Here is a 23938-nt window from a genome sequence, read left to right as displayed (position 1 = left end):
TGTACGAAATTCGAAGCCGTTTGACCGACTGTTGTCATAAGTCGGGGGGATTCAAGTCCTCGGTTTGGGTTCTAAAAAACGCGCCTGCTTCCACCTTCTTCTTCGCTTTGTAGTCGAGCACGTCGACCCTTCGTAAGAATCGGTTCTGGCCGGTTACGTGATGAAGGGGGAGCTTGCCCTCTTCAATAAGCTTCAACACATGCGGATGAGAAACGAATAGTAATTTCGCGGCTTCGGAGGTCGAGATGATTTCGTCGGTTGAACGCTGCACATGTTCTTTCGTCATCATCTCGCCCCCTTGGCTTTGTCTTCCCAGTTCGGTGGCATGAAGTCACCCTTGTGGTAGTCCCGCTCCAAAAAGCTTGCGGGCGATTGTGAGTACATCGTCGCCCATGTTCACAGGGATTGGAGCATGACGTATGAGAGGAATGCCGTTGCGTACAAACGTTGCCATCGCTACGCCCTCCACGACCTCGACGTCGAATCGCATGACCAATTTCCCGTTGTCGCGCGCAAATATTGTTATCACTTCACTTCGGGGATAAGGCCCATCTGGTTGCACGTGCTGCAGTGCGAGGGCAGTGCGTCCCCATAGTTGTTCACCCGGAATGCTAAAGCGCGTCCCGGTGCAGACAAGAGGCATAGCCGAAGCTAGGTCGTGCGCGAGGAACACCCCTGCATGCACCGAGACTGTGGTCAGACGCGGCACCGGTGCTGTCGACGATGGAGGCAATTCATTTAGCACGGGCGATGCTCTCTAACATCTCGCACGCAATCCTGACGACCTCATCGTCTGCGGTGGAGGGGATACATTGTAGGGAACAGTCGAAGACGGGAATCACCACCTCCGGGTTCACCCCAGACATCCGGCAGACAATGGGCAGAAAGGGCGATGTGGTGTGCATCCGGATAATGCTTCAACAATGACCTAACGCATCTCCGTAGCGCCTCCTCGTCGCGCCAGCCGGTACCGTAGGCCAGCTCTATCAGCAGATTACGGGTACGCAGAACCGCATCGCTTCTTTCAGAGGGAATTGTCATCAGGTATTCCGTCATTTGACGATTCGCTAGCCTCATCTTCCGAATCAAGCTCTGCCAGGAAAACATCGAGGTCCCGATACCTGCCGGCAGCGATATCTAGCTGTGTAAAAATCAGAATCTGGAGGAAAATTTCACGTTCAGTGGAGGTCGACATGGAGTGCCACCCGTGATTTCATCGCTTTCGACACCTACACACTGCACGCGCCTTCTCGCAGGCGTCACAGGAAGTGGAGCTGCCGACTGCCTATCGCTTAGAACACTTCCTTCGCTGCAGTCCGCCATTTGGTCGTTGAATACCGACCTCGCTGCTCCACTCTTCGACGAGACGCTCCGGCGCGCACCGTTTGCTCGACTGCGCGCGCCTGTGCGCACGGAGCGCGTCATCAGTCAGTTTTTGCTGACGTGCATCAGGCTTGAAGGATTCATTCATGTTACCCGTCGTCCCTTTTCGCGGCGTCGCTCGTACAGTTCATCTCGCAGCGCCTGCTTGAACCGCATCCCTAGCTCGAATGGGCCCATTGTCCTCATATCGACGTATGCGCGCGGAGTTATCGCGTCCCAATGCCATCGCAAGCCCTGGTCAATCGCGGCGGCGAATTGCCGCAGTACGCGTTTTTGCAATTTGCGGTTTGTGTCCTTCCGACGAGACTTGCTCTGCACTCCAAACCTCCGATTTTCTCCAGTCGCTCAAAAACGATGTATCAGACGCCCGTCACCTACACTTACGAGAACTCTTGCCGCAGCCTGCGGCGCAATAGCTCAATAACAGCTATATCTCCTAGTCCGGATTCAGATTGGCAGTGAACCAGTCGTTGCCAGTGGCCCTCAAATCCGTCCCGCCTGTCATCGATAGCTAGCCACTGTCGTAGGGAGTGACGTCGAACGTAGTCGAGTACCTGCTCGCCGCGCGACAGCATTGGCCAAAACCGTTCGTCGAACAGGCACCCCTGATACGTGGCACCTGTGACTCTTTCGCGCAAGAACTGGGATGGCAACATTTCACGGGTGTAGTCCACGCCAAATCGGTACGCCCAATCAGTAGAGAACACTATCCCTGTGTCCGGATACGGACGCAGCAGGTCCTCAAGCACAGGCACATATTCGAACAATTCAATGCTGCCCGGCGCACTGCTGACGATGCGGTCACCTGTGACATACGCATTGCCTCGGTGCAAAACACCGTCAATATCGAGAAAGAGGACCCGGCGCCGCTCCATGATTCCGAAGACCCTATTCGTCCTGGTGCTTTAATCGACATGCTCGATATCGCGTTCGTGCGAACCCTCATCGACGCCGCCACATTGCGGCACGCCGCATGTCCCCTTGCAGTAGCCCTGGAATTGGCTATGCCTCATCGTTCGTCGGTGTGGTCTCCGCGTTGCTGCAAAAGCACACCATCGGGACCAGGTCCTGGTCCTTCACGCTGAGAAATAGTTCTCCAGTTTCGAGCCGAAAAAGGCATGCCCCGCTTTCGGACAAGTGCACCTCGGTAACCAGTCGGAGAGGAGGACCGTCATTGCGGTCGACGATTGGCCTTAGCAAATATATTTCGGCCGATAGCGCGCTACCTGCCGCGAGCAAGGCTGGGATGGCACTTCCGCAAGATGTCACGACTCTCCGCTCGTTTACTCCGTTGCCAACGTGCACGAGAAAGCAGCTCTTGGCTGGCAGTTCATAAATTCCGGGCAACGGCGCGACCACGTTATCAATTGCGTCAATTTTCAAAGCCTGCCCCTCCTGCGCCTTGCGCGAAATGCGTCCTCGTCATGGCGCGACCGCAACACGGTACCCAAATCAACAGTCGAAAAACGTCGTTCGGTAGAAGAATTGTAGATGCAAACTATGTAGATGTAAACTCTGTCGATGTTTAGGCTGTAGATACAAACACGTCGTTCGGCCATGCTCTGGCTCCATGAACGAAAAGCTCAAACCTGGGCAAGCCGCACTTCGAAGCCGGCTATCCAAAAATCTAAAAAAAATCCGCGCGGCGCAAAACATTTCTCAGGAAGAGCTCGGCGACCGTGCCGGGCTGCATCGCACATACATAAGCCAAGTTGAACGCATGGTGACGAACATCTCGCTCGACAATATTTACTTACTTTCAGAGGCCCTCAGCGTGGACCCCGCAGAGTTGCTTGCCCCAGTTGACGAAGACAAAGGGATGTCGGCAGACCACCTAAGTGGCAGGCAGAAAGTCCGACGTCCGACTGCCTAAAATTTAGCCGAGGCGACACGAACTAACTTCGGACCCAACGGGAGCAACGTCCGCTCCCCAGAAATCGTAGCTTGGAAGCTCAGCACGCTGCAGCAGCAGAGATGAGTGGCAGCACGCTCGGTTGGTGACTCAGCGAAGCACTGTGCCCAGAATCGTTACTCGCCTGAAGGCGTCGCAGTAGCTGCGAAGAAAGTTTTCATGGTCGGTGCACGTTCTTCCAGATTCCGAGTGGAGTGCGCCCCTTCCCACACAAAAGCAAAGCTCCGCTTCACGAGAATCCCAACTCTGGACGGACTTTCACGCACTGTTCGACGCCAGCAGAGACTCCTATGTCTTCCTTCTGGCAATCATGGTGTTTCAATTTTGCGCTCGCGCTGTGAGTGGCGCACCCCGGCGCCGACGGCGCCGATATGACAGAAACAGTTTCTGCGCTAAAACGTCAAACCTGAGAAGTTAGAGTCTGTCAGTTAGAGACTTCTCGACATCGAAAAAGTCCTTTCTCAAAGATAGCGACCGACTTTATCCCAGCCTTCGGGTGGGTCTGGCATTTGCCCACGCCCCCAACGTGGCACGCTTAATCCTGAGGAATCTCCTCGCCGGATTTGCTGCTCCGAAGTCCACGCCACCCATCGATAGCTCCCCTCATTCTTCTCATCGCTGATTCGCAGGCTAAAAAATCGCCAGGTCGTTTGCTATACATCGGACCGCAAACACCCCGTGATTGCCATCCTGGCGGTGTAACGAATCCTCCGCCATACGACTCATAACCGTATGGTGCAGCGTCGATGAAAACTTCTATTTATTTCAACGACTTGCAAAATGTTCGTTATACCGTGACGTGTGCGGATAACGTAAACATATGGCAGACATTGCGGGGCTCAACCGATGCTCCCATGCTACTTTCTTATAACGATTTAATTGCTCAACAGAAACAATTCCTTCTCGCTAATCAGGCGGACAGCAAGTCTCACGACCAGATTTTCAAAAATCACCTAAGCACCCTGGTCTCATACCTGGCTTACAACGGGAAGACGTCGGACTCCCAGGTCGGCGTCGAGATGCTTACGAAGTTCGAGGAGCGCTCGCGTGCCTACCTTGAACAATTGCAAGTCGCACATCGAACGATGCTCGACAGGCGCAGCCATCTCCGCGCGTGGCAAGTAGCGGTGAACGATATCAAGCAGGCCGCAGAAAACCCGGCGAAACCGAACAACCCTAAGAATGATAATGTCAGCGCTTTTCTCAAAGGGTTGCGCAACGCATTTGCCGCGCAGGAGGAAACCCCGAAATCTATTGCAAAGAGAGCTGGCGTCTCGCCGTCCGCCATCGCCCGGTGGCTAAAAGGTGCTATGCCACAGCAGAGCAACCTTCCTTCGGTGACCCGCATTGAACGCGCACTTGGCCTCCAGAGAGATGCCTTGCGCGGCCTGCTTCTGGAATCTCGAACCCAAGACGAGACGGAAGTGAAAAACTCGAAAGATATTTCCTACCGAGCTCGTCACAAATCTCGAACCAAACAATCTTACGCGCTTAAGAAGGCAGAGCTGACAGCTGCGATGTTGCGTGAGTGGCGCGAGTTCTTCAAGTACAAGACCGAGACTTACACAGTGCTGCGGCGAGAACGGCACAGCATCTGGCGCATGCTGCCACAATCAAAAATCGCCTCCAAACTCAGCGAGGCCGCGCAACACCACGGTATGGGCTGCGTAACGGCAGACCTCACGTTCCAACTGGTCCGTCAGTTCCTTGGATTTCTCTGCCTGCCAGAGGCAAAGGGTGGGATGGGCCTTCGGAAGACAGATGTGATGACGCTCGCGTGGCTTGCGGTACCCGAGGCTGTCAACTCCTATCTGGAGTTTATAACGCGGCGGTCGGCAGGTATTGTTCACCGTGGCCAAAAAAACTTCGCCAGCTTTATCGCGAGCCTTACGTCAAAGGATAACGGATACCTGACCCAGCAACCCAGCTTTGCAAAGCGCCTTCCCGCCGAATTCACGACCGACTCTTTCGAGGCTCTGTGCGCACAAACACACCTTCTTGCCCGTGCCTGGAAAGACAAGGCGAACGGGCAATCGCGAAAGCCGGATGAGCCTATCCGTGGGCTACTGATACTTCCGGACCCGTTGGCGCCAGTTTTCAGAGCTATCAAGGCACTGGATGATGAAGCGGCATCTGCTGCCCCTGGAAGCATTGATGAAGCCGTGCGAAAGAGAGATGCACTCTTAATGTCGATGCTAGTTGCAAATCCCCTCCGGCGGCGCAATTTTGTTTTGATGACTTACGAAGAAGACGGCTCCGGAAACTTGTATCGCCGACACGATGGTTGGCGTCTCCGATTTGAGGCAAATGACTTCAAGAATGAGGGAGGTGCCGCGAATTCTGACTACGACGCGCCGCTGCCGTCCGAACTTTCCGACCGCATCGAAGAATACCTTGAGGAATACAGACCCCGCCTGCTCAAGTCAAACCCAGATGCGATTTGGGTTTTGCCAAGTCGCCAAGGATTGGTGTGGAGGAATCTCAGCAAGCAGTTGGAAAAGATAACGAAACGGCTCATTCCGGAGACACCGGGCTTCGGTCCGCACGCATTGAGGCACTTGGTCCCCACAGTGTATCTTCGGGAGCATCCAAATGATTTTCCGACAGTCGCACAGCTCCTACACGACCGCCTTGAGACCGTAATGAAAGTTTACGCTCACCTCAGACAGGACGATTCATTCGGACGGTGGCAAGAACATCTCCGAGCCATACCGCATAGATAAAGGCCATAGCTGCCTGAGGATAGTTGATGCGTGCCCACTACGGGCACGCTTCCTTCCGCCTAACGTAAAGGATGACAATCATCTCTCCCATTTCCAACAGCCCTCAACACCGGTGAGGCGCGCTCGCCGAACATCCGCATTTCGCTCGTTCGAGTCTTCAAAGGACGAGCTCACGCGCTGCAGTAGTTCGAAAAACCAAAATGCTCATCAAACGTCGACGGCGACAGCACCGTATCATCTTTGGGGTGGAGCTTTGCTTTCCCGAGGTATGCATTGGCGCTACCGGCCAATTCGAGGAGCAAAACCTGCGCTTCCTTCACTAGCTCTGGAGACCTCGTCACAAATCCAAACGGTACTAGTGCCGACGAGTTGCCAGAAGGCGAAAAGTGAAACATGCCCGTGAGCCTGCCCCGGCAGCATCGGGAGGAAGGGTTCGCCTCACTGACATCTCATGCACACACCGGCGCGGATGTTCGACGCTTAGTTGAAGCAACAGGCACTGGGGAGCACCGCAAAGTTTCAGCGCGGAAACTCTCGGGAGCAGCCAATGAGACCCGCTCTATTGACCGAACTCCACCGCAAATCTGACCCTCGCCCCACATGGTGGCTCCGCCGGCACTAAAGAATCATTTGAAGTTGCCGTAAGTGACAGGAGGACCACTATTCGCAATGGACATGTCATACATGAGCGCCAAAACGTTTGAACACAACGGCACTACAGTCTCGCTTGCCGAACTGGTATCTCCTCGTCAATTGAAAGACTTCGCGGAAGCACACGGAATGGGAGGCGCGGACGCTCGGCGTTTCGCGCAGGAGGACTGGACCTTACATAGCATCACCTCCCAAGAGATGCTTGACGCCATCGCAGCTACGCAGACCCAAGCGGAGATGCAACTGATGCCACTTCGCGGGGTAACGAATAATTTTGGCGTTATGGTGCATCAGGTCGGCCACCATCAGTATCGGTTCGCACTCCCCTTGTGCGATTCGGCGGGCCAAGAGTTGGTGAGCACCTTGGTACAGACAAAAGCCATCACGATTACGTGGCATGCTGTCCGTGGTGGCAGCACACAAAAGACGAAACATCAGTTGCCGTCGGAAAGCCTTTTGGCTCTCGTGGAAATATGTCAACGGGAGCTGACCAACAGCGCGGGTCTCGAGGCAAAAACATTGGCGACGGCACTAGATTCGCTTACAGCCAAAGAATTCATCCCATCCTTAATAGATGGCGTGAGTGTGAAGGCGGTGTACGTCGCAATGGTGTATGAACGCGACCAATTTGAGGTAATCGCAGATTCTTTTGTGTAGGACAGGCGTTTGGCCTTCCGCCTTCACGCAAGCACCGCTGCGGACGCCGGACACATCTCGTTGACGGCGCCGAACCAAGTCCGACGACATACATGCCGCGCGTCCGCTTGTCACCTCGGGCGGCCCCGACCTGACCAAGCTATCGCGTTATCAACCTATGAACGCCCCTAGTCATTCGACGGTCCGTACAGGTTCGCCCAGTCGGGCCACGCAATCGGCCATTTGACGCCCTCGAAGAGCAATTGGTCGAGAAAGTACTTCACGTCATCGATGTCGTAGCCCTCACCGTAGTTCGCCGCCGACCCCTCTTCCTCCTCAGTCGACGCACGGCCAGCGATGGCAAAAAACATCCCTGGTGGCCACGCGCCTTGAGTGCTCGAGGCGCGCGCCTGCGCACGTCTACGCTCGTCCTCCCACGTATGCCGCAGCCCGTACTGCACGAGTTTGAGGTTCAGGCGCTCGTGCAAAAAATCATTGAATCGCTTGTTGAACGCATCACTGTTGTTCTTGCCCCGCCGCAACTCGGGAAACAGCCAGCCCTCCGCCGTGGCATTCTTGCGACTCGCAACGAAGTCCGCCCATCCGAGGTCGAGAAGCTTCTGATGGACGGGAATCCATCGCTCGGATGCCTCCGACTTGACGCTCTTTACTCTCTCAAGCGGCCGCCGTCCGTCATCGTCGGATTTCAGCGCGATGACCTCCTCAACCCGGAGCGCATGCGTCCCGTCGATGACGGCGACATCGGTAACTCCGAGCTGACAGGCCTCTTCTGGACGAAGGTTCTGACAGAGCTCAATCAGCGGAACCCAGTAGCGGGCATGACCCACGACTGCGGCACTGCGACCAAGGTTCCGCGACTCATCCGCATACCAACGGGACGCAAACAGGACATTCAATTCATCCGTCGAAAAAGGCGCACGCTTGTTTGTCTGCGCCTCGCGCTCAGCCCTCGACAGCCTGGGTTTGCTGATATCCGGCATCGGGTCCTGGTCGATGAGCTGCAGCGATACGCCATACTTGAACACCGCCCGCAGCGCCGGCAGATATCCCGCATTGGCGGTCTTCTCGGTGAGATGACCGCCATACACCACATCCTCAAGGAATCGCGTAACGTGAAAGCTCGTCACAACGCGACATGGAATGTCGTGGACGTGTTCAATGAAGTTTCGAAATCGGGTTGCATAGAGTTTGGCCGTGCCCGGTTTGAGATGCCGAGTACGATTGGCTTGCCACTGCTCTAGGAGGTAGCCCAGTTTGTGCGAGCCGGCCGCAGGCGGTACTCCTGCAAAGCCTACCGCCTCCGTTACGTCTCCTTCGCGCGCTCCCTGAATGGCTTTATGCGACCGCATCTCAGAGATAGCAAAATTACGGACGAAAGCGACGAATGAGGGGTCGTTCGTACTCACTCGATAGCCGAGCACGGCCGCGAAATCGACAGCTTCGTCGGCGACAGCACGAAAGTCCGCGCTGCTTCGCCCCCGCTCGATGACACTGCGAAAACGCGGCTCCCACTCGCTGAAGTGCTCAGAAAGCGTGAATACGCCCGCCGGCAAGTCGCCGTCCATCGTGCGTTCGTCGTCGGACGAGACGCCGCTCACCTCACCCGTCGGCTCACCCTCATCCTTGAGCCCTTCGGACGACACGCCATTCATGTCATCTTCGGCACTCCACATCGTGGCATCGCGTCGCGCTCGACAAAGCTCTTCAATCAGCTCGTGCGTCAACGTGACCGGCCGCAGAGGAAGCTCCGGCGGCAAGTCGTTGGGGTTTGGCGGTTCGTCCGCAGGCGCCGCCGATACACCGTCCGGCGGCAGCAGCGGCGCGCACCACTCCGCTATCAGGCGCGACGCCTCCTTCCGGGCGAGGCGCTTGTCGGTCTGCTTGGTGGAGCCACGTTTACGCGTGCCCAGTTGCGCCTGCAAGGGTTCTGGCACCTCGAACTTGAGCCACCAGTATGGTGACTTTCCGTCCTTGCGCTTGTAGAGGGAGAGTATCGAGTTGGCAGTCATTTTGGCACACCATTCTGGCACACCAGCCTGCTGCAACTCCTTGATTGGTAGGGTAATCCGGTCCATCAGGGGATTATCCCAGAATTGGCGGAGAGAGGGGCACTATATTCATCAGCGGGAAGGCGCTCCAGATATGGATTCCACTCAGGGAGTTAGTCGCTACCCACAATCCTACCCACAAATTACTGGGTAGCGGGCCGAAACCGTGTTGGCGCACGGAATCGACCCTGACCACAACCCGATCTATCTAGGAGATCAGGCCATGGCTGTCCACAAGCATACCACTCGCGCGGCTGTCGCCGCCCTTACCATTTCGTGCCTGCTTTCCGCCTGCGGAGGCGGTGGCGGCTCCAGCTCGTCGCAGAGTTCAAGCGGCGGTGTGTTGGGTGCTGTCGCAGGCGCTGTGAGTACACCCGCCCAGGCAGCGCAGGTCGTCAGCGGGAATGTCTACACGTCTACCGACGCTTGGGTGACGAGCCTCGGCCTTACGAGCGGTTCGCCATACAACTTTCAGACGGTCTATTCGGTGACCATCCCGAATGTGCAACCGACCGATGCCGTTACATGCAACGCGCAGGCCGAGGTCACGAACAATTTGGGCTACGACGTTCAGGTCGATCGCGTCATCGCCTACGGCACGGTGAATGACGCTTACCCGTCGACGGGGCAGCCGGTCACGACCGAAAACGTCTCGCCGGACATGCATCACATGGCGATCAATTGGACGTGGATCGATACCGGGAACAGCGGCGCCGTCACGTACAGCCTCGATCTCGCAGCGGCCTCAACATCCGCCAGCAACGGCGCGAATATCGCGGTCGAGCAGGGTTACGGCTATTTGCGGTGCGCCGTGACGCACGCGTCGAGCAGCTAGGCGCGACTCAGGACGGCGCTGCTATACTGCGCCGTCCTCAAAACAACGTCGCCATAATGCCAACAAGATGTAAGAAACTTCTTGCAAGCGCCGTTTTGTTGTTTTCAGCGGTCGCAGTTCATGCTGGGCAGATGGCTACGGTCGATGCAAGCGGCTCGGCAGCTCGCACGATGGTCCTGCCGGCCAGTCAGAAGGCCAAGTCAGGCGTCATGCTCGCATCGGGTGCTGCGGTCGACCGGCGGTACCTGGCGCTCGTCGACTACGCGAACCTGTACTGCCTCGACACGGAAACCGCGTCGATCCGGCTTGTGTCGCGCCCGCATGGGTTGACCGGCCAATGGGTGCCGACAGGTGTCACGTTCGACCAGAAGACGCGCCGGCTGTACGTCGCTAACTACACCGGCAACAACATCCTCGAAGGCTCGCTGGATTGCGCGAAGGGCGAATTCTCGGTGACGTCGGTGATTTCCTCGCCTGAGTCGATCAGCCCTGAGAACGTCGCACTCTCCGCGGATGGCAAGATCCTCGCTTCGGCGAATTTCGATGGCGGCACGGTTACGGCATTCGAGCGTCGCGCGGACGGCTGGCGGCAGATTTGGGCGAACAAGGTGTCATTTGCGCATGCGGTCGCGATCATCGGGACCAGTGTCTACGCGACGAGTCTCGATACGAAGGCGATCTACAGGTACGAAGCGTGCACCGGCAAGCTGCTCGCGCAGGTCGGCAGCATGGGGGTGGACCCGCTCAAGGCGCAGCACATGTGGCCTACCGGGCTCGCGAATTTCGACGGCACGCTCGTATTGACGGATGCGCAGACAGGCTACGTGTGCTCGATCAATCGGCAGACGCTGCAATCCGAGACGTGCTTCGGCGGCAATGGTCTCGGCCCGACCAAATTCATCATGCCGTATGGGGTCGTGCAGCGCGGAAAGAATCTGCTCGTGATGTCGACGTTTTCAAGCCGCGTCGCCGAAGCGGATGTGAACTTCTCGCGCAGGACGATGAAGATCGTTCGCGACTGGTACTGGACTGGCGGTCATAAATTGAACCGGGATTTTGTCGAGGATCAGACGGGGGGCGAGATCCGGACGGTCGCCGCGCAGGACAATCCCTATTCGTCGGTCTGCGTCATGCCAACGTGGCTGCCCGGATTCACTTGCGGATATGACGCGCTCGTGAACGATACCCAATCGAAATTCCTTCGTTTCCCAGGTATGAGCGCGATTCTTCCGTCGGCGCGCCTTTTCTATTTCGTCCAATCGTTCCCCGGGCGCTCCGCACACGACACATACTTCTTTTCGGTTTCAACACCGAATATCTTAAATCTCCGCCTCGTGGATGGCGTGCCGTTTATCTTTTCCCGGCGCTATGTGAATGGCCTGCAATCAAGCGGAGAGGAACTTGTAGCCCCGACGCGCACCATCCAGAAGGACCGAATGCGAAACGACTTCGACCGCGCATATGCGGATCTGGTGTCGAGGCGCAACAAAGCTGGCGTCGTACCGCTGGCGGACGCAGCACCAATACTCGCGCCCAAAGAGAATACGGACGAGTTTGGCAGCGGCATGAAGACGGCTATTGATGCTTCAAAGTCTGCTGCAGGTGAGAAGTTTCTCGCCGACTACCTGCGCTGTACGGGTGACAGTTGCGACGGCGACGTCCTGCGCAAGGATGCCCTGGCGTTTGCCGCCGAGCAAATGCGCGCAAGCTACGTCCAACTCGACCGAGTCATCGTTCCGTGCATGCTGACGAACGCGCAGTGCGGCCCGGTCATATGGGGTGCTATTTCCCGTCCGGAATGACCGCGTCATCGCCGCCTGTCGACGGCAGCGTGCCCTCTTCCGAATATGCGCCATTGATCTCGATCAGGTCCTGCTTCACCCGCGCCTGAAGCGCCGTCACTTTGGCGACGAGCCGGCCGACGGTGTCGTCGGCGTCGGAGCCGACGGTAAGAAGGCTGAACGCAACTTCAGGCTGAAGCTGGGCGGTGTAACCTCCGGCTGCATCAGTACCGCCGGTGCCGGCCGCAGCTTGGCGCACGGCGTTGGGACGGCAATCGGTGACTGCGACGCGCACGCGCTGAGCATCACCAGCATTAGCGCTGCGAGCGGCCTCGTGAGAGCTGTTGAGTGCATCGATCTTCTCCTGGTAGGTGGCCACCGTTGTGGCCTGCTGTTGCGCGGCGACGTCCTGCACCTTCGCGGCGTGCTGCTCGGCGCCAGCGACCGCCTTCGCGCTCGCGGCGTCGACTTCGGCCTTGTACGCGGTGAAGGTCAACGACTCGACGTGATGGCCGGCGGCATAGCCGCCAATCAGCAGCGCAAGCGCGACGCCGACGGCGGCCAGAATGCGGTAAGGAAGAGGAATCGGGTTCATCTGAACTCCTGTGGTGAAAATCGCGCTGCCGAAACGGCCGTGCGTGCTAGGTCCCTTTCGAAACATCTGGCACGACAGCCGCAGGCTTCACGCGCTGCGACACGCCAGTCGCGATCAGCAAACCGCTGAAGCCGAGCGCGAACTGACTGAGGTCGAATCGCGGCAACAGTGACGTGAACTGGCTGATGAGATACATCACCATGCCGACGGTGAAGCCGATCGTCCCGGCAACGTTCGTCAGGTCGAAATCCTTGCCGAATTCGTCGGTGGTGCAGTCTTTCAGGATCTTGCTGATGATGGCGAGCATGGTCAGCCCTTCTTCTGAGTCGGAACTTCATCCGGCGATTCAATGAACCCGGCCTTCTTCGGAAAGCACTGGAACTGCCACTCAGGGAGCGGCACCATGTGCACTCCGTGATTCGCCGCGCGGTGCACCTGCTCATGGATGACCAGCATGTTTGGCATGCCGTCGATCAGCGTTTCGGGGACTGCTGGATCGAACGATTCCCAATCGAAGCCCGCCGCGGCGATCTGCTCGCACAGGCGCTTGATGTACGAACCCTCTGCAGGGAACGTCTCGCCCGAGCCATCCGGCCGCATCGTCTTTGGGTCCAGCACCGGCAATTCAGTGACCTGGCCGAGCGCGATCGCTTTCACGGCCGCCCAGTCGACGCCGAAGGCCTGAGCCCATTCGCAGTAGAAATGGTGATACTCGACGCCGGTTTTCTGGCCGGTGAAGGCACAGCGCAAACCCGCCTTGTGACCGGCGCGCTTCGTTGCCGCAAACGTCGGCGACTCGGTGCGCGGTTCATGGTTCTCGTAGTACTCGCGCACGACGAGCGTCACGTCTCGCTCATGCTCGTGCCTAAGCGGAATCGGGGTTTGCTTTTCTTTGGTCATGGCCGTAAACGAAAAAACCGCCCGGAGGCGGCTTGAGGAAAAGGGAGTGCGCGTCAGGCAGTGGTGGTGTAATTCGCGCCTAACAGGAACAGCGCTTTCTCGGCGTCACGGCGTTTCACGAGGCCGGCGAGCACCTTTCCGCCGGCTTCATTCCAGCGCGCGAACTCGGCGACCGCGCCGTCGATGTCGCCGGCGTTGAGCTTCTTAAGCAGCGTCGACGTGTCGAAGTTGCCGTTGCCGACGTTGAAATCGAAGTCGCAGAGCGCGATGAACTCATCGCGCGTCAGCGGGATCTGGACGTGTGCGCGCACGTTGGCCTCGGACTTCGCCATGTCGGCGAGCAGCCATACGTCGGCCTGCTCTTGGGGGATCGTCATGCCGGGCACGACGTCCGGGCCCGTGTGCCCCCAGCCGCCTGTCCATGGCGATCCGCTCAGCGAGTTGAGCAGTTCGGCGGGGATCTCCGCGCCCTTCATCACCGCCTGCCAGATGCCGCGCGCTTGCAGCTCACGCGCGAGCGGCGATGCCGGGTCCGGATAAGAAAAAAGGACGCAATTTTCTGCGTCCTTTGTGATGGCCAGGTCATCGACCGTCAGTACAAGGTCTTCATTCATTTGTCGGCCTTCCCGTCAATGCGCCGATGGAGTTCCGTGAACCCATCGCGCGTCTCTTTCGAGTTCTGGTTGACCGCCTCGATCAAGCGCTCAATCGTGCGTTCAAGACTGGCGACGGCCTTCGTCAGGTCGTTCTGCGTCGCGTAGTGCTCGGCGACGTAGAGCTTGTAGTTCGCGAGGTCTTTCTCGTTCGCGTCAGCCCGAGCAACTACGCCTCTGAACATCCACCACGCAACGGTGCCTGCACCGGTTGCGGCCAAACTACCGATCGATGCGACAGCGGTCCAATCCATGCGCCACCCCAGAAATAAAAAGCCGCCCTGCGGCGGCCTGATCGTCGAATTGTTGTTGTGCTTATTTCTTGATCGTCGCGCTCGAGAGGCAATGCCCCTTACCGAAGAACAGGTCGATGACCGGCGCGACGATCCTCGCCCAGCGCTGCCCACGGATCAGCGCGTTGCCGGTCCGCGTCGAGATGGTTTCGTTGCGTGCACCGCCGAACAGGGCATTGCCGCACTCGTCCTGCGCGATCGCCATGCTGAGCGCGCGCGAGGTCGAACCAAACAATGCCTGCCCGAGCATCGCGACAAGAAGGATCGGCGCGAACACCACGCAGAGGAGCCAGATGAAGAGCAGCTTTAGGCGGGACATGGGAGCTCCAATGAAAAAGCCCTCCGGAGAGGGCTGGTGGTCGCGTTACCACGCGTATAGGCAGTTCAGGCTATCGTGACACTCGAGCTCGGCCACGTCGGCGTCTGGCCAGAAGCCGCGTTCTGCATCGCTATGTCACAGGCGGACACGTAGTCGCGTATCGCCGACGCCAGAGCCGTGAACTGCGTCGGCGTGAGTGCATGCCTGATGCCGGTGACGTCTGGGTATCCGTATGTCGCAGCACCACCCGGGAAGCCCTGATTCGCTGCCAGAGAGGTCTCCAGTGCGACGACGTTGAACTCATCGGACGGCTGAACCCCGTAGGTCCCGTTGATCGATGGAGTGCTTGTCGAAGTGACCGTCAGGGCGCCGTCGATCGCCTGCAGGTACGTGGTGCGCGCCTGCTGCGCCAATGTCCACGCAGGCAGTTTCGTGTCGATGTCTGTGGGTGCAGGATTACCGTCGAGCCATGTGATATCGGCCGAACCACCACCCGCCGGAAGTTTCCAAATTCGCCCAGGGTACGACTGAAGCAGGAACATCGGATCGATGACGGTCATGTTCGACTCTTAGGCGTTCTGTACTTCAATGATTTCGAGCCTGATAAAAAGCGCGGAAACACTGGCGTTCAAGTTATTCGTGTACCCGAAGAGTTCGAATTGACGCGCAGTAAGCACGGTATTCGACAAGGCAGGTACAAAGATAGAAGCCGGGCTTTGCGCGCCGGTACCGCCGTTTGTGGTAGGCGCAGCCACGTTATACACGGAGCTCAGCGCAACGTTGCCGGAGGTCACCTCGTAAGCGGCGAAGTTACCCTGTGTATTGGCCGCGCTCAGATTGGCGATCTGGCCTTCAAACCAGAACTTTAGATTCAGGACTGAATTTGGCGAGACAGGTTGGTAGCTGAAGGCCGCCGAATTCAAATTCAAGGGGCTCGTACTGGCGGTCGACGAGCCGGCATCACTAAAGCTGGCAACGTTGACGATGCTCCCCTTTATCACGCGGCCGTCTGTGTAGAACTTTGAGGTCCCGTCACAGTAGATGGTCACCGTCTGACCTGGCAAAACATATACGGTCGTCGCGCTGTCGGCGTCGATCGTGTCGGAACCCGAGCGCAGGATCCGCACCTGCTTTGGTGCTGCGATGGTCGACTGATTCGAGATCATCGCCGACCACAAGCTGCCGGCCGTCGCCGCAGAAGGCAGCGTGTAATCCCCTGTATTCGTGAAGGCGATCAGTTTCTCAAAATCGCCCACCACCCCGGTGTAGCTGGCTGATTTGGTGATGACTGTCGCGTCACCCATGGGTAGACGCAAATCCCATCCGCTATTGGCGGCATTCCGTTGCTTCAGGATGCCGGTGGTCGAGTCAGCCCAGAAAGAATAGGCTTCCGCGCTCGCCGGCGCGCTGCCACCGCTGTTCATCGTGTTCAGCGAATCCAGCGCGTTGTTGATGTCATTCACCAGCGCCAGGCCAGTGAGCGTCCCGGTGTTCGGAATCGTAAGAGTGTTCTGCGACATGTCAGTATCCTTGCGAAAAGACGTTGGCGTTTCGCGCCACACCGACGCCGCCGTTCAAGACCTGCACTGTTACGCTCGTGAGCCCACCCGGCGTCACCACCACCGTGTCGCCCTGCTGCGCATTGAGAATCGTCACCTGTGTGTTGGGCGTCGATGCGCCTGACGGACCGCCATTGAACGGCGTCGCATAGGTGATGGTCGTGCCGGCTGCCGGAAGCGCCACGTTCGTGAAGGTGTCAACACGATCCGGGACGTCCACCGCGAAGGTCAGCGCCGTCACAAGCGGTGTGACCTGCGGGTTGGACGTGCTGATCAGCAGTTGCGCCTTGAAGTACTGGCCGTTGTAAGTCCCCGGCTGGTAGTTCTGCCATGCACCGAATACGCCGCTAGCCGGCGCGGTCGCGATCTGCGGGGTGATCGTGACAAACTGCCCGAGTGCAGCACCCAGCACATCGGTCATCGTCAAGACGTCCGGCTGCGTGAGCATGTTGTCGTAGATCGACTGCCCGTAAGCGGTGAAGCTCATGCGCACCGAGCATGACGCCGACCGGCCCACGTTGACCGTGTGAGCCGGCGGCAACGCATAGCCGCCGCTCATCGACAAGCCGCCGTAGTAAATGATGTCCGTGACCGTCAGGACGTTCGCCTCGGTCAGGATGTTTCCGGCGCCTTGAAGAATGATCTGGTCGTTGACCGCGGCCGCGCCACCCGAGAACGTGCCTTGCAGGTTCGTCGCCATCTCGTCGACAGAGGCGACCACGTTCTGCACGAGCACCGTGCCGGCCAGCACGATCTCGACAGGGACTGGCGAGTAGATATCGATACCTAGAGGGGTACGATAATGCGCCGCCACCCAGTAAGTGCCATCCCCTTGCGTCGGAATATTCGTCAGCGGTGTCCGGGTGACCATATGGCCCGATGCCCAGGTTGCACCCATGCGAACTTCATAATCGACCTGCCTGAAGTCCGTTACCGGAGTCCAGAAGATTTGCATGATCCCGGCGACGAAGTTCGTGTTCAGACCCGTCACATTGGGCAGCGGCGCATTCAGCGCCGTGCCGGTGAGGTTGTAGGTGAACGTCGGTACCGTCGCGAGCGATTGCTGACCACTTCCGTACTGGTTGAACGAGACGAACTTCAGATAGAGCGGGCTGCCGATCAGCGACTGCGCATACGTGTACTGGAAAACCGACTGGTCGAGCCGAGCGAATTTTCCGTTGGCGTTGTGGCTGCTGAGCGTCGTGCCGTACACACCGCGGCGCAGGTAGGTCAGGTTGTACTTGCTCGTCCCGGTCAGCGTTGCCGTCTCGTAGCTGATCAGCTCCCCATCAACCAGACACAGCGTCTGGAAGGTGTCGGCAGCCGCCTGCGTACCGGAACTCAGCACGCCAGTGCTCTCCGTCAAGTCGACGGCCAGTGTGCTGGTCGTATCGGGATCGGCCACCGCGCCCAGGCTCGATGACAGGACGCCCATACGTGCGCCGCCATTGATCGTCCCGACTCGCTGGAACGTCGAGTTATCCGTCGACACCCAGACGTCGCAGCCGCCCCAATTTGGGCCGCCGCAAACCGCCGCCCAGACCTCCAGCGCATTACCGGTGAGCCGGGCGGGCGGCTCGAAAATAGTCGCATCGGTCACGTTCGGTGCCGAGACGTTGTAGTTCTGCTGATAGCCTGCCGCGCCTTGCGCCGTGTACAGGGCCGGCGTCGCTACGCCAAGCGGAAACTCTTCAGCGGTGAAGGTCAGGTCGCCGTTCTCGTTTTCCACGATCTGCGTGATCCGCACCGGCTGGTTCGTGAGACCCATCCGGGTATCGGTGATCGTGACGATGTCCATCGGCTCGAGCGCGCAAAAAACCCACCCGAGCGTGAATGTGTAGGTGTTCCGGATGTAGACGTTGCGCTGCAGGATGAACTGCGCGACCGCCTGCGCCGCCGCCTGCGTCGTGATGAAGTGATAGCTGCGCGTGCTGTCCGGGCGCGGACCATACTGCTGGATGTAGAGCTGGTCCTTCGCTTCCGCGATCGAGATATTGTACGAATTCAGCCGGTCGTACCACTCGACGTCGACGAGGTTGTAGGCATCCGCCGGCGAAGACCGCGCGATCTGCACCGGATCCTGACCGGCATTGAAGATGAAGTTGTCATCGTTCAACGCATAGACCGGTGTCACATTTGGGGTGAAGGTCGTGCCGTCTCCCGTCACAGTCTGGTCGCCATACGGAACGATCTTCAGCAAGCCTTCGGACCAGAAGATTGCGGAGTTCGTCGCATCAAGCAGGTCCTTGACGTTCTGCATCGCCTGAGACTGCGAATCGTAGACCGGACTGAACAGCAGACCCATTGCGAAGCAATAGTTGTTGTACTGCGTCCAGTCGCCGAACCACGCGGTTTTCATCCCGGCGCCGTAGATCGAGTTCGACAGGTAGTCGTATAGAACCTGCTCCGGGCTGACATCGCCCACAACCGCCGTCAGCTTGCCGATTACCTCGAACGACAGGTTCGGCAGCGAAGGACTGCTTCCGAGGTCGAAGTTCGGATGCACAACGTACGCGATGTTTGCATAGCTGAGCGCCTGACTCGGGAAGTTCGTCGTCAGGTAGCCCCACGGCGTCTGCGGCTGCGTTCCGGCGAACTGGGTCAGTCCGAGCGCCAGCGTATTCGTTATGCTGTTCGACGACCAGACCTTGCCGATGCCGGTGGTCGTGCCGTGACACAAACCGATCGCGACGGCGGCCGTGTACGTGTACGAGGTTGAACCAGAACCGCCACCGCCGCCCTTGCCTCCCGATGCCTGGTTGTGCGGGATCGCCTGGAAATTGCCGTACCAGATGATGTTTCCGGTGACGCGGTTCGTCCCGTAGACGATCGGAATCGGGCGGGCATATTGCGAGGTCTGGACACGGATTGCGGTCGCAGCTGCCACCTGCTGTGGCTGCGGGGCTTTGCCTCCTCCGAAAAGACCGCCCACGCTACGCCTCCCAAAGAGTGAAGAACCTGACCTGCCGGTCCATCAGATAACCTGCATCGCCGCGGTCAAGCAGCACGCCCAGATCCCGGTACGAATGGATGATTTCCCCGGGCCAGTCGATGACGATCACGCCATGCGAATAGCAGCGGCCGAAGCGGTACAGCGCGAGATCGCCGCGCTGCGGTACCGCTACTTCGTGACCGAACTTCTCGACCCAGCCCAGATACCGCTCTTTGCTTCGGTGCAACGCCCAGTCCTGCGGATATGGCCGCGGGTCGATGTACGGAATCAGGCCCGCTTCGTGGTAGACCTCGCACAGCAACATCGCGCAATCCACCCCGGCGCCCTTCACCCTTCCTTCGTGCCGATATGGCGTACGCAGCCATGTGCGTGCGATGTCGATCACCTCGTCGCGTGTGCTCATGCGCTCGTTTCCGGAACCGGGATGTAGGGGAAGCCGCCGAAGTTCGCGAGATTGTTGAACTTGTTCTGGCAGGTGCTCTGGGAATGATCGCAACCGGGAGAGATCGTGAACGTGTCACCGATCGCAGGCGCGGCCGGGAATGGATAGGCAACGGTCACGGTGCCCCTGCTGACCGTGTACCCGGTCACCATTCTTGCGATACCGGAATTCACCCCCGAGTTGAAGGTGATCACGCCGAGCGCGTAGTAGCCGTCGCCAGCGCCCACAATGTTGGTCAGGTTCGTGTAGAACGTGATCAGGGGCGTCGGGGAAACCGGACCAATTACCGATGCACCCGTGCTGAACGGGCCCTTGCTCAATGTGCAGCCACTGTCGTACAGCGCGTGGTAACAGCTCGGCTGATACATGTTGCGCGGCATGTAGATGTTCAGCAGCTCGAGCGGCGACTTGATCGTCATCTTCCCGCTGCTGCGCCCAATCTGGCAGTCCGAGACGCTTCCAGAGAACACGTTCACGGCACCGACCTGAACGCTTGGCTGCGGCTGCCACGCGCTCATAAAGAGACGCTGCACCGTCACCCAGCAGCCGTCGAACACGCCGGTCGCAATCGCGGCCAGAAACGGCTGCCCGAGCACCGTGTCGGTGATATCCGGATACACAGTGACGTCGAGCTGGTCGACCTGCACGCCGACCATCACCTTGACCTTGTCGCGCATGAGCTTTGGCCCGAGCGCGGTATAGGTGTTGCCGCCGTACGTGATGTTGATGTCGGCCGACGTGTAGTAAAGCGTTGTGCCGCTCAGCAGCGCGAACGAATACAGTTCAGCAAAGACGAATTCCGTGTTCGAGTTGAGGAATGTCAGGAGTGCCCCGGAGATGTTCTTCATGGCTTCAGACTCTGGAACTCGAGCTTCTGCACCTGCCACAGGCCGCTCATGAACTTGTCGAAGTCGCACGTATCGGCCAGAAACCGGCAGCGGTAGTAGTAGCCGTAGGTCGCTGTGATCGCCACGCCAGCGCCTGGTGCAGCCGTGAAAGTGATCGTCCCCGGGTCATTCGACATCGACCAGTTGCCCGGCTGCGACAGCGAGACTCCATTCAGGTACACCAGCGGCGCTGGGCTCGGGTTGAAGTAAATGACCGGCTCGATGAAGCCGCCGAACGACTTGAGGACGGTGAACGTCGTGGTCGAACCGTCGCCCGTTCCGATCTGTTGAGCCGTGACGAAGTTGTCATCCGGATCCTGAAACAGGAATGAGTCGTACGAGCCCTGCCGCGCATTGAAGAACGCCATCAGCGTTTGCAGCTCGGTGAATCCCCCCGAGTTGCGCAACACGTCGAACGTCAGCGACCACTTGTAGAGCGGATTTGCCATGTTCGCGATCCGCAACTCCCGACCCGATTGGGTCTTCTGTATCAACGTGCTCCAGATGGGAGTGCGGACGAACGACCACCCCAGCCCGGCGAGGGTCGGGAAGACGTTATTGGACATGGGTTATCGTTGGTTATTGCGCAATGCCTGCTTGACGGCCGCATGCACCGCGTCGCTGTTGTTCACGAACAGACGACGTACGCTGTCGGAGTCCACCGCGTTGATGTGGACATGGATGTCGCCGGCCGAACCCGAGGAAGCCGATCCTGGCGCAGCGGCGGAAGGCGGATTGCCCTGCAGTATTCCGCGCATGCCCTGGGCCGCCCATGCAGGCAAAACCATTTCATCCTTGTGGATGTTGGCGAGCATGTCGTCAGGCACCTGGTAATAACCGCCGGCTGCCGAAGCCAAGCCTTCGAACGCCATCACGTTTGCGTAGGCTTCCGTCGCCGCGGCGGGTGCCAGCCCCGGCCCAACGATTGGAATCGCCGCTGTCGCCGCATATGCCCCAGCAGCCGCAGCCGCAGCCTGCGCCGCAATATCACCGACCACCTCGGTGGTCGTCGTCGTGCGCGCCGCGATCATGTCCTCAAGACCGAGCGCTTGTAATACTGCCGAGCCTGCCTGGGTTGCGGCAACGCGCGCGGCTTCGTTGGCCGCCCACCGGGTCACCATCTGGACACCCATGTCGATGAACTTCGCGAGCACGGAGTCAGCCATCTTCGCTATGGCTGACTGCCACGTCGTGGTGCCCTGGATCATGCCATTGACGGACGTGGTGAACGCTGCAGAGATCGGCGAGAACGCCTTCTGCCACGCCTTCTGCGTCGCATCAGCAGACTGCTCCTGGAGCTTCGAGACTTCCAGAGCATGCTTTTGCGTCGCCGCCAGTTTCGCATCGAGCGTCTTGCGGTACTGCTGCTCGTCATCAGCGTAGAGGGCCAGCTCGTCGTCGAACGCCTTCATCTCGATCGCGAACTTCTGGTTTTCTAGATTCAGAAGTTGGGCGATTTCCTGCGCAGCCGATTCCTCGCCGCGCGCGAGCTTGTTCTTATCGGCCTGCTCTTTGACCGCGATCTCGTCGAGCGCGGCCTTCTGCTGCTGCACGATCTGATCGTCGAGCTGCTTGGTCTGGTCCTTCGCCCACTCCTGCGCCGCTTTGCGCTCCTGCTGAAGAGCGGACTGATACTCGCGCGACTCGAAGCCGTAGGCCTGTCCGATCTTCTGCGCAATGTCGTTCGCGAGGTTCACGCGTTCGAGACTGCCCTGGCGCGCCTCGTCATATTCGGTCTTGGTCGCGGCAACGGAGTCGGCGAGATCCTGCTGCGCCTCCTGCTTCTTGACCGCGAACAGTTCGTGATAGACCGCGAGATAGTCCTTCGAACCCTTCTGCAGACTGGCCAGCTTCTCAGTCCAGAAGGTGTCCTCGTCGGCGAGGTTGTTCTTGAAGAACTGGCCGGACGCTTCTTCCTGTTCCTGAAGCTCTTCTTTCCACAGTTGGGTCTTCCCCGCGCCGCTGCTTTTCTTAGTCGAGCCGAGCTTCAGTTGGCCCTTTTCGCCCCAGCCATCCTCGCCGCCGCCGCTTTCCCCAATGTCGATCTGACTGCCCTTCTCTTCGGACGCCCAGAGCTTGTCCAGCGCCTCCTGCGCACGGTCCGCCGCGCCTTCGATCTTGTCGAGCCCGACCTCGATCTCGGCAGCGGCGAGCTTGAAGTCTCCATGTGCCACTGCGCTAGCAGTGACGGCAGCGGTCGCGATCACCTCGGCCACGACATCGAACGTCGCCATGAGTTCTACGCCGACCGTGACCAGCGCCTTCATCGCGATACCTAGACCGACGAACAGCGTGTCGAGCACGCCGCCTTTCTCGGCCGTCGCGGCGAACGCTTCGGCGATGCTGGCCAGCGCCGGCGCGAGTTCAGATCCGGCGCGCAGCTTGACCGCTGCCATCTGCGCGTCCATTTCCTTGAACTGCTCGTTCAGTTTGACGGCCGCCTCGATGTCGTCGCCACCCATGACGATGCCGAGCTCCTGCGCCTTCTTCCGCAACTCCTCGATTCCCGCAGAGCCCTTGTCGAGCAGTGGGATCATCTCCGTGCCGGCGCGCCCGAACAGCTGCATCGCGATTGCCGACTTCGTGGCACCGTCTTCCGTAGTGGAAAACGCATCCGCAACCTTGGCCAGCACCTGGTCGATCGACATGTCCTTCAGCTGCTCGGCTGAAAGACCGACCGACTTGAAGGCCTGCTCAGCCTGTGCGGACCCCTGTTGCGCGTTCGCCATCGAGCGCGAGAGGCGCATCATCGCCTGGTTCATGCCCTCAGCCGACACGCCGGTCATCTTCGCGGCGAAGTCCAGCTCCTGAATGGCGGACGTCGACAGTCCGCTCTTTTTTGAGGCGATCTCGGTCTGCTCACCGAACTCGGCGAACTCCTTTCCTAGGTCCGCGATCTTCTCGCCGACGAAGCCGAGCATGGCAACCTCGGCGAGCAGCGCGAATGCACCCTGGATGCCCTTGATGCCGTTCGCGAAGCCCTCTAGCGACTCCTTCGCCTCGGCCGTGCTTTCGCGAATGCGTTCGGTCATCCGCGCCATCGAGGAAGCCGACTCCTCAGACGACTCCTCGATGGCAGCAGCCAGCTTCTGCTCGTTCGCGACGATCTCCTCGGTCGAAGCAGTGCTCGCGGCGACCAGCTTCTCGAGCAGCTCGATCATTCGCTGCGTGCCGGCGTCGACGGCGGACGCACCTGCTTCCATGCCGGATTCCAGCTGCGCGACGTTCGCGCCTAGCTGAACCTCAATCTTGTCGCCGTCCTGTGCCATTACATGCCTTCGCCCGCGAGCGCCTGAAAGAGTCCGTCAAGTGGAACGTTCTGCTCGGCAGCGACAGGTTCCTTGCCG

At 59.0% G+C, this 23938-nt stretch carries 24 protein-coding genes; 5 read left to right on the top strand and 19 right to left on the bottom strand.

The annotated features are described in order from the left end of the window. Window positions 1-34 precede the first annotated feature (34 nt). The 4 genes from J3489_RS19645 to J3489_RS19635 all read right to left on the bottom strand — a co-directional run bounded on the left by J3489_RS19645 (window position 35) and on the right by J3489_RS19635 (window position 2258). Window positions 35-289 (bottom strand): excisionase family DNA-binding protein, encoded by a 255-nt coding sequence (locus tag J3489_RS19645; protein ID WP_207000781.1) that lies wholly within the window; start codon window positions 287-289, stop codon window positions 35-37. A 497-nt stretch (window positions 290-786) separates the two neighbouring features. Then, a complete protein-coding gene (locus tag J3489_RS38490; protein WP_289623113.1) occupies window positions 787-1041 on the bottom strand; it encodes a BPSL0761 family protein in 255 nt (84 codons plus the stop codon). After that, window positions 1025-1195, bottom strand: coding sequence for a hypothetical protein (locus J3489_RS19640; protein ID WP_207000780.1), 171 nt, complete (start codon window positions 1193-1195; stop codon window positions 1025-1027). Before J3489_RS19640 ends, J3489_RS38490 begins: the two co-directional genes overlap by 17 nt. Before the next feature lie 568 nt (window positions 1196-1763). Next, the gene (locus J3489_RS19635; RefSeq protein WP_207000778.1) at window positions 1764-2258 is read right to left on the bottom strand and encodes an HAD domain-containing protein; all 495 of its coding nucleotides are present in this window, start codon (window positions 2256-2258) and stop codon (window positions 1764-1766) included. Window positions 2259-2953: 695 nt separating this feature from the next. Here J3489_RS19635 and J3489_RS19630 point away from each other — a divergent pair. After that, window positions 2954-3256, top strand: coding sequence for a helix-turn-helix domain-containing protein (locus J3489_RS19630; RefSeq protein WP_207000776.1), 303 nt, complete (start codon window positions 2954-2956; stop codon window positions 3254-3256). Window positions 3257-4041: 785 nt separating this feature from the next. Continuing rightward, window positions 4042-6018, top strand: a complete 1977-nt coding sequence (locus J3489_RS19625; RefSeq protein WP_207000774.1) for a hypothetical protein — start codon at window positions 4042-4044, stop codon at window positions 6016-6018. Between the two features lie 170 nt (window positions 6019-6188). Here J3489_RS19625 and J3489_RS19620 read toward each other — a convergent pair whose 3' ends face one another. After that, window positions 6189-6338, bottom strand: a complete 150-nt coding sequence (locus J3489_RS19620) for a hypothetical protein (RefSeq protein WP_207000772.1) — start codon at window positions 6336-6338, stop codon at window positions 6189-6191. 364 nt (window positions 6339-6702) lie between these two features. On the opposite strand from J3489_RS19620, the gene J3489_RS19615 reads away from it, so the two are divergent. Further along, window positions 6703-7326: a hypothetical protein gene (locus J3489_RS19615; RefSeq protein WP_207000770.1), complete on the top strand. Its 624-nt coding sequence runs from the start codon at window positions 6703-6705 to the stop codon at window positions 7324-7326. 167 nt (window positions 7327-7493) lie between these two features. On the opposite strand, the gene J3489_RS19610 is transcribed toward J3489_RS19615, so the two are convergent. After that, window positions 7494-9401, bottom strand: a complete 1908-nt coding sequence (locus J3489_RS19610; protein WP_207000768.1) for a hypothetical protein — start codon at window positions 9399-9401, stop codon at window positions 7494-7496. Between the two features lie 337 nt (window positions 9402-9738). Between J3489_RS19610 and J3489_RS19605 the strand changes: the two genes are divergently transcribed. Continuing rightward, window positions 9739-10209: a hypothetical protein gene (locus tag J3489_RS19605; protein WP_207000766.1), complete on the top strand. Its 471-nt coding sequence runs from the start codon at window positions 9739-9741 to the stop codon at window positions 10207-10209. 131 nt (window positions 10210-10340) lie between these two features. Then, on the top strand, window positions 10341-12011 hold the full coding sequence (locus J3489_RS19600) for a beta-propeller fold lactonase family protein (RefSeq protein WP_207000765.1): 1671 nt from the start codon (window positions 10341-10343) through the stop codon (window positions 12009-12011). Here the strand turns inward: J3489_RS19600 and J3489_RS19595 are convergent. The 13 genes from J3489_RS19595 to J3489_RS19535 all read right to left on the bottom strand — a co-directional run bounded on the left by J3489_RS19595 (window position 11992) and on the right by J3489_RS19535 (window position 23860). After that, window positions 11992-12585: a hypothetical protein gene (locus J3489_RS19595; protein WP_207000763.1), complete on the bottom strand. Its 594-nt coding sequence runs from the start codon at window positions 12583-12585 to the stop codon at window positions 11992-11994. The genes J3489_RS19600 and J3489_RS19595 overlap by 20 nt on opposite strands. 46 nt (window positions 12586-12631) lie before the next feature. Further along, a complete protein-coding gene (locus tag J3489_RS19590; RefSeq protein ID WP_207000760.1) occupies window positions 12632-12892 on the bottom strand; it encodes a hypothetical protein in 261 nt (86 codons plus the stop codon). 2 nt (window positions 12893-12894) lie between these two features. Continuing rightward, the gene (locus tag J3489_RS19585) at window positions 12895-13485 is read right to left on the bottom strand and encodes a hypothetical protein (protein ID WP_242540135.1); all 591 of its coding nucleotides are present in this window, start codon (window positions 13483-13485) and stop codon (window positions 12895-12897) included. Between the two features lie 53 nt (window positions 13486-13538). Further along, a complete protein-coding gene (locus J3489_RS19580) occupies window positions 13539-14099 on the bottom strand; it encodes a lysozyme (RefSeq protein ID WP_207000759.1) in 561 nt (186 codons plus the stop codon). Beyond that, window positions 14096-14392, bottom strand: coding sequence for a hypothetical protein (locus J3489_RS19575; RefSeq protein ID WP_207000758.1), 297 nt, complete (start codon window positions 14390-14392; stop codon window positions 14096-14098). The genes J3489_RS19580 and J3489_RS19575 overlap by 4 nt, the downstream gene beginning before the upstream one ends. A gap of 61 nt (window positions 14393-14453) precedes the next feature. After that, on the bottom strand, window positions 14454-14750 hold the full coding sequence (locus J3489_RS19570; RefSeq protein WP_207000757.1) for a hypothetical protein: 297 nt from the start codon (window positions 14748-14750) through the stop codon (window positions 14454-14456). A 65-nt stretch (window positions 14751-14815) separates the two neighbouring features. Beyond that, on the bottom strand, window positions 14816-15310 hold the full coding sequence (locus tag J3489_RS19565; RefSeq protein WP_207000756.1) for a hypothetical protein: 495 nt from the start codon (window positions 15308-15310) through the stop codon (window positions 14816-14818). A gap of 9 nt (window positions 15311-15319) precedes the next feature. Further along, complete coding sequence (locus tag J3489_RS19560; protein WP_207000755.1) at window positions 15320-16270, bottom strand: hypothetical protein; 951 nt, start codon at window positions 16268-16270, stop codon at window positions 15320-15322. A gap of 1 nt (window position 16271) precedes the next feature. Continuing rightward, window positions 16272-19196, bottom strand: a complete 2925-nt coding sequence (locus J3489_RS19555) for a phage tail protein (protein WP_207000754.1) — start codon at window positions 19194-19196, stop codon at window positions 16272-16274. Window positions 19197-19242: 46 nt separating this feature from the next. Then, window positions 19243-19665 (bottom strand): hypothetical protein, encoded by a 423-nt coding sequence (locus J3489_RS19550; RefSeq protein ID WP_207000753.1) that lies wholly within the window; start codon window positions 19663-19665, stop codon window positions 19243-19245. Further along, window positions 19662-20552 (bottom strand): phage/gene transfer agent baseplate hub protein, encoded by an 891-nt coding sequence (locus J3489_RS19545; RefSeq protein ID WP_207000752.1) that lies wholly within the window; start codon window positions 20550-20552, stop codon window positions 19662-19664. Before J3489_RS19545 ends, J3489_RS19550 begins: the two co-directional genes overlap by 4 nt. Beyond that, window positions 20549-21157: a DUF2460 domain-containing protein gene (locus tag J3489_RS19540; protein ID WP_207000750.1), complete on the bottom strand. Its 609-nt coding sequence runs from the start codon at window positions 21155-21157 to the stop codon at window positions 20549-20551. The genes J3489_RS19545 and J3489_RS19540 overlap by 4 nt, the downstream gene beginning before the upstream one ends. Window positions 21158-21160: 3 nt before the next feature. Beyond that, window positions 21161-23860 (bottom strand): hypothetical protein, encoded by a 2700-nt coding sequence (locus tag J3489_RS19535; protein WP_207000748.1) that lies wholly within the window; start codon window positions 23858-23860, stop codon window positions 21161-21163. Window positions 23861-23938: the final 78 nt, after the last annotated feature.

Source organism: Trinickia mobilis (genome assembly GCF_017315705.1).
GTDB lineage: Bacteria > Pseudomonadota > Gammaproteobacteria > Burkholderiales > Burkholderiaceae > Trinickia_A > Trinickia_A mobilis.
The sequence above is the reverse complement of the archived record's forward strand: the minus strand, read 5'-3'. Positions and strand labels throughout refer to the sequence as shown.

Excerpts from the sequence above, each read along its gene's own strand:
- J3489_RS38490 (WP_289623113.1), bottom strand. The coding sequence starts at position 1,041 with ATGACAATTCCCTCTGAAAGAAGCGATGCGGTTCTGCGTACCCGTAAT.
- J3489_RS19625 (WP_207000774.1), top strand. The coding sequence starts at position 4,042 with ATGAAAACTTCTATTTATTTCAACGACTTGCAAAATGTTCGTTATACC.
- J3489_RS19615 (WP_207000770.1), top strand. The coding sequence starts at position 6,703 with ATGAGCGCCAAAACGTTTGAACACAACGGCACTACAGTCTCGCTTGCC.
- J3489_RS19610 (WP_207000768.1), bottom strand. The coding sequence starts at position 9,401 with ATGGACCGGATTACCCTACCAATCAAGGAGTTGCAGCAGGCTGGTGTG.
- J3489_RS19545 (WP_207000752.1), bottom strand. The coding sequence starts at position 20,552 with ATGAAGAACATCTCCGGGGCACTCCTGACATTCCTCAACTCGAACACG.
- J3489_RS19565 (WP_207000756.1), bottom strand. The coding sequence starts at position 15,310 with ATGACCGTCATCGATCCGATGTTCCTGCTTCAGTCGTACCCTGGGCGA.
- J3489_RS19600 (WP_207000765.1), top strand. The coding sequence starts at position 10,341 with ATGGCTACGGTCGATGCAAGCGGCTCGGCAGCTCGCACGATGGTCCTG.
- J3489_RS19645 (WP_207000781.1), bottom strand. The coding sequence starts at position 289 with ATGATGACGAAAGAACATGTGCAGCGTTCAACCGACGAAATCATCTCG.
- J3489_RS19570 (WP_207000757.1), bottom strand. The coding sequence starts at position 14,750 with ATGTCCCGCCTAAAGCTGCTCTTCATCTGGCTCCTCTGCGTGGTGTTC.
- J3489_RS19580 (WP_207000759.1), bottom strand. The coding sequence starts at position 14,099 with ATGAATGAAGACCTTGTACTGACGGTCGATGACCTGGCCATCACAAAG.
- J3489_RS19640 (WP_207000780.1), bottom strand. The coding sequence starts at position 1,195 with ATGTCGACCTCCACTGAACGTGAAATTTTCCTCCAGATTCTGATTTTT.
- J3489_RS19630 (WP_207000776.1), top strand. The coding sequence starts at position 2,954 with ATGAACGAAAAGCTCAAACCTGGGCAAGCCGCACTTCGAAGCCGGCTA.
- J3489_RS19540 (WP_207000750.1), bottom strand. The coding sequence starts at position 21,157 with ATGTCCAATAACGTCTTCCCGACCCTCGCCGGGCTGGGGTGGTCGTTC.
- J3489_RS19595 (WP_207000763.1), bottom strand. The coding sequence starts at position 12,585 with ATGAACCCGATTCCTCTTCCTTACCGCATTCTGGCCGCCGTCGGCGTC.
- J3489_RS19550 (WP_207000753.1), bottom strand. The coding sequence starts at position 19,665 with ATGAGCACACGCGACGAGGTGATCGACATCGCACGCACATGGCTGCGT.
- J3489_RS19560 (WP_207000755.1), bottom strand. The coding sequence starts at position 16,270 with ATGTCGCAGAACACTCTTACGATTCCGAACACCGGGACGCTCACTGGC.
- J3489_RS19585 (WP_242540135.1), bottom strand. The coding sequence starts at position 13,485 with ATGACCAAAGAAAAGCAAACCCCGATTCCGCTTAGGCACGAGCATGAG.
- J3489_RS19590 (WP_207000760.1), bottom strand. The coding sequence starts at position 12,892 with ATGCTCGCCATCATCAGCAAGATCCTGAAAGACTGCACCACCGACGAA.
- J3489_RS19635 (WP_207000778.1), bottom strand. The coding sequence starts at position 2,258 with ATGGAGCGGCGCCGGGTCCTCTTTCTCGATATTGACGGTGTTTTGCAC.
- J3489_RS19535 (WP_207000748.1), bottom strand. The coding sequence starts at position 23,860 with ATGGCACAGGACGGCGACAAGATTGAGGTTCAGCTAGGCGCGAACGTC.
- J3489_RS19575 (WP_207000758.1), bottom strand. The coding sequence starts at position 14,392 with ATGGATTGGACCGCTGTCGCATCGATCGGTAGTTTGGCCGCAACCGGT.